We start from the raw sequence: 3631 nt of genomic DNA, 5'->3' as shown, positions 1-3631 counted from the left end.
GGCGAGGTCCTCGCGAAGGTCAGGTTCGTCGCGGCCAACGTGAAGAAACTCGTCAATAACAACTCGAACTGACATGAACAGGATCACGAGACACTAGATGCGTTCCTGCGCCGGAACGACGGCCGGCAGACACAAAGTGCAAGGTCGAGGACGGACCGTCGAACTGGCGGCGGGCCGCCGGGCGGAAGTTCGAAACGTCATCGGGCCGAGCCGGTCGCAGGAGGGGCGGGCCACGGCCTGCCCCTCCTGCGGCTACGGTTTGCCGGACTGGGGCGGAGGATCGTCACCGGGCAGGAGCAGGCCGCATCGATAGGCGGCGGCCACCGCCTGGGCCCGGTCATGCAGTCCGAGTTTGACGAGGATGCGGCCCAGATGTGTCCTGACCGTGGCATTGCTGAGGACGAGGTGCTCCGCGATGGCGTGATTGGTCAGGCCGTGGGCGACGAGCACCAGCACCTCCTTCTCGCGTGGGGTCAGGCGCTGCATCTCCTTCGGAGTCGGCAGGTCGGGGTCGGGACGGTCGGTGAAGTCGGTCAGCAGCTTGCGAGCCACGGCCGGGTGGAGCCAGGCGTCGCCTGCGGCCACCGCCCGTACCGCCGCGGCGAGGTCCTTGGGCGCGGCGTTTTTGAGCATGAAACCGGAAGCACCGGCTCGCAGAGCGGCGTAGACGGCCTCGTCGTCGTTGAAGGTAGTCAAGATGAGCACGGCGGCGGTGGATCCCACCTTGTCGACGAAGGCATCCTCGGCAAGCCTGCGCGTGGCCTCGACCCCGTCCATGCCCGGCATGCGGACGTCCATCACGATGACGTCCGGACGCAGTTGCATGGCCCGCTGGACGGTCTGTATACCATCAGAGGCCTCGCCTACGACGGCGAGACCGTCCTCGGCCTCCAAGAGCATCGCCAATCCGGCGCGGACGAGTGGCTCGTCGTCTGCGAGCAGAATGCGTGTGGAAGTGCGGCGCTGAGTGGTCATGGCTGCGGCTCCGTTATCGGCGGCGAAGATTGCTCCGTCACCTCTGCAGGTGGTTCCGGGGCCTGAGGGGTGGGACGTACCAAGGGGAAAAAGGCCCTGACACGGAAGCTCCCGTCCGCCCGCACCCCGGCCTGACAGCGGCCTTCGACCGCAGCCGCCCGCTCGCGCATCCCGATCAGGCCACGGCCGTTCGAAAACCGTCGGGGTAGCGGGCTTCGGGCACAGGAGACCTGATTGGACACCTGAATCTCCAGTACCGCCGGACGCCAGGCGACCGTGATCCGCACCGGGAAGTGCTGGTCGGCATAGCGAATGGCGTTGATGAGAGCTTCTTGCACGATGCGGTAGGCGAAGAGGTCCACTCCCGGAGCCAACGGCACGGGGGTACCCGTGACGTCAAGGCTCACCTTGAAGGTGTCGGTCCTCATACGCTCGACCAGCTGCTGGAGATCTCGCAATTCGGGAAGACGTTGCGTGGCGGAACGATCGGTATCGGCGGCGAGCAGATCGAGCATCCGCTGCAGTTCGACGACGACCTGCTGTCCCAGTTCGTCGACGTGCCCCAGCGCCGTCTCGGCACGCGCAGGATCCACCCGCAGCGTATGGGCTGCTCCGCCGGCCTGAAGCAACATCAGGCTGACCGCGTGGGTCACGATGTCATGCAGATCCCGCGCGATACAACGACGTTCTGCCCTGACGGCGTCCGCTGCGGCCCGTTCGGCATCTTCCTGCCGGCGCCGTGCAGTCCAGGCGGCCCACCGCCCGGCCTCGAAGATGGCGACCAGTAACCCGCCGTTCGCGATGATCGATGTCAGAGCAGTCCGGATGCCGCCAGAACCCGTGTCGATGACGAACCAGGCCATGGACAAGAATGCAGCGAGCAGTCCGCACTCGGCGGTGCGTCGAGGGCAGTAGAAGGCAACTGCACCCAGAGCGAGCCACACATTGAACACCGGCCAGTGTTCGCTGAATAGGGTTTCGATCAGAAAGCTGTGTGCCATCGTCAGGATCAGTACGAGTAACGGGCGACATCTGCGCCAGAAGAGTGGCAGGTATCCCACTGACACCACGAAAGCCATATACCCTCCGGGAGGGGCGCCGGGAGCCGCTCCCAAAAATATCGCCAGATCCGCCAGACACAGCAGTATCACGAGCATGAAGTCCAAGCGCCTGGCCGGCAGGCGCAGGTCGGTGGTCATCCTCGTGAACGACGCGCATGCATGGGTTCGCGACTCACTGAGCCGAGGTGCCTGCGCACAGCTTGGGCGACCGTCAGGTCCTGCATGCCGAGAACGCCTTGCTCGCAGATACACAAGAAGGCGTGCGTCCGGCGAACAGGAGGCGTTATACCTTCGGGGTGCTGGGCGGGATCCGGGATCGTGGTGCGTCCTATGAGGACGCGCTCGACACCCGCGTGTCCGTCCACGCCACTTGCGTCGGACACCGGCGGTACTTTTGGTGGTATGCCGTCGTCGCGCAGTCGCTCCAGGGGACCAGGAACCAGGATCGCGTCCCCTGGAGCGAGCCCTTCCCGGGCCGGACCACTTGTCGTGAGGCCGGGCAGGTCACGTTGCCGAATAAAGGACAACGAGTCGCACGATGCAGGCATTTCCATACCCTTCGCGTCGCTCCGGAGGAAGTTGTTCCATGGGAAGAATGCCGCCTTTCCAGGACGACGGACATCCGCACGGCGTCGTATCTGAGAGGCTCGCCTACGTTCAGGCGATGACGTCGACCGGACGGTTCGCAAGTAGAGATTGCGGGCAAAGGGTGCCGACGAGACCGAGTCGTCCGTTCGGCTCCCGTGTCCCAGTCCTCGAAAAAGAGCGGATTCAGCTCGCGGGCGTTCACCGAACGGGCCCGCAGCTCCGGACTGGTGCCCCCGATGAGCTCGAGCGGCGACCGCGTCGAAAGCAGTGCGCCCCAGCTGTACCCCGCGATCGGCCCTGAAACTTCTCCTTGATTATGGACATCTGGAGACTGGGACGTGAGGTTCCAGAGGAAGTAGTGCCAGGTGGGAAGTAAGAGCAACCGCAGCAGGCGGTACACAGTTATCTGCACCCACTCCCCTCGTTGATCGACGTGATGGTCAGTGCGATCGACGAGGAGGAACACCTTGGAACTGCGACAGGAACTGATCGAGGGGCGGGCCGAGCTGCCCCGGGTGGGGGCCGTTGTCCCCGCTCGGGGCGTCCACCCGCCGTACATCGTCGTGAACGCGTACGACGACGAGATCGAGGCGGCTACCGCCTACCTGCGAGATCTGGCACTGAACGACTGCAGTCGGTCATGTCCCGCTGAGTGGTGGAGTTAGATTGGCCACGTGACGCTCAGCGGGTGTGTTTCGACTATGCGCCGGTGAGTGCGGGCGCCGCCACCGGTTCGCCGGCAGCGACCTGGACCATGGAGCCTTCAGAGAGGTAGCGGCGGTCGGTTACCTGCCATTCGTCGTGCTGCTCGGCCAGGACGGCGCCGGTCAGCCGGGCCAGCGCGGCCTGGTTGGGAAAGACGCCGGCCACGTCCGCGCGGCGTTTGATCTCCCGGTTCAGCCGCTCCAGTGGATTGGTACCTGGTATGAAATTTTTTGGGTGCCGCTTTCCTGGTGGCCGGGCCTGGTTCACGGCCGTACGGTGCAAGCGCCGGGACAGGGGCGTCT

The 3631-nt window shown here is 65.0% G+C and carries 4 protein-coding genes; 1 reads left to right on the top strand and 3 read right to left on the bottom strand.

The window, feature by feature from the left end; all coding sequences use genetic code 11:
* Nucleotides 1–252: 252 nt before the first annotated feature.
* Nucleotides 253–975: a response regulator gene (locus IE271_RS40350; protein WP_190195400.1), complete on the bottom strand. Its 723-nt coding sequence runs from the start codon at nucleotides 973–975 to the stop codon at nucleotides 253–255.
* The gene (locus tag IE271_RS40345) at nucleotides 972–2174 is read right to left on the bottom strand and encodes a sensor histidine kinase (RefSeq protein WP_190195399.1); all 1203 of its coding nucleotides are present in this window, start codon (nucleotides 2172–2174) and stop codon (nucleotides 972–974) included. The genes IE271_RS40350 and IE271_RS40345 overlap by 4 nt, the downstream gene beginning before the upstream one ends.
* A 917-nt stretch (nucleotides 2175–3091) precedes the next feature.
* On the opposite strand from IE271_RS40345, the gene IE271_RS40340 reads away from it, so the two are divergent.
* Nucleotides 3092–3289, top strand: a complete 198-nt coding sequence (locus tag IE271_RS40340) for a hypothetical protein (RefSeq protein ID WP_190195398.1) — start codon at nucleotides 3092–3094, stop codon at nucleotides 3287–3289.
* A 34-nt stretch (nucleotides 3290–3323) separates the two neighbouring features.
* Here the strand turns inward: IE271_RS40340 and IE271_RS40335 are convergent.
* Nucleotides 3324–3631: transposase (locus tag IE271_RS40335; RefSeq protein ID WP_229919973.1), on the bottom strand; the 308-nt coding region annotated here is incomplete at its 5' end.

The organism is Streptomyces minutiscleroticus, assembly GCF_014650875.1.
GTDB lineage: Bacteria > Actinomycetota > Actinomycetes > Streptomycetales > Streptomycetaceae > Streptomyces > Streptomyces minutiscleroticus.
The sequence above is the reverse complement of the archived record's forward strand: the minus strand, read 5'-3'. Positions and strand labels throughout refer to the sequence as shown.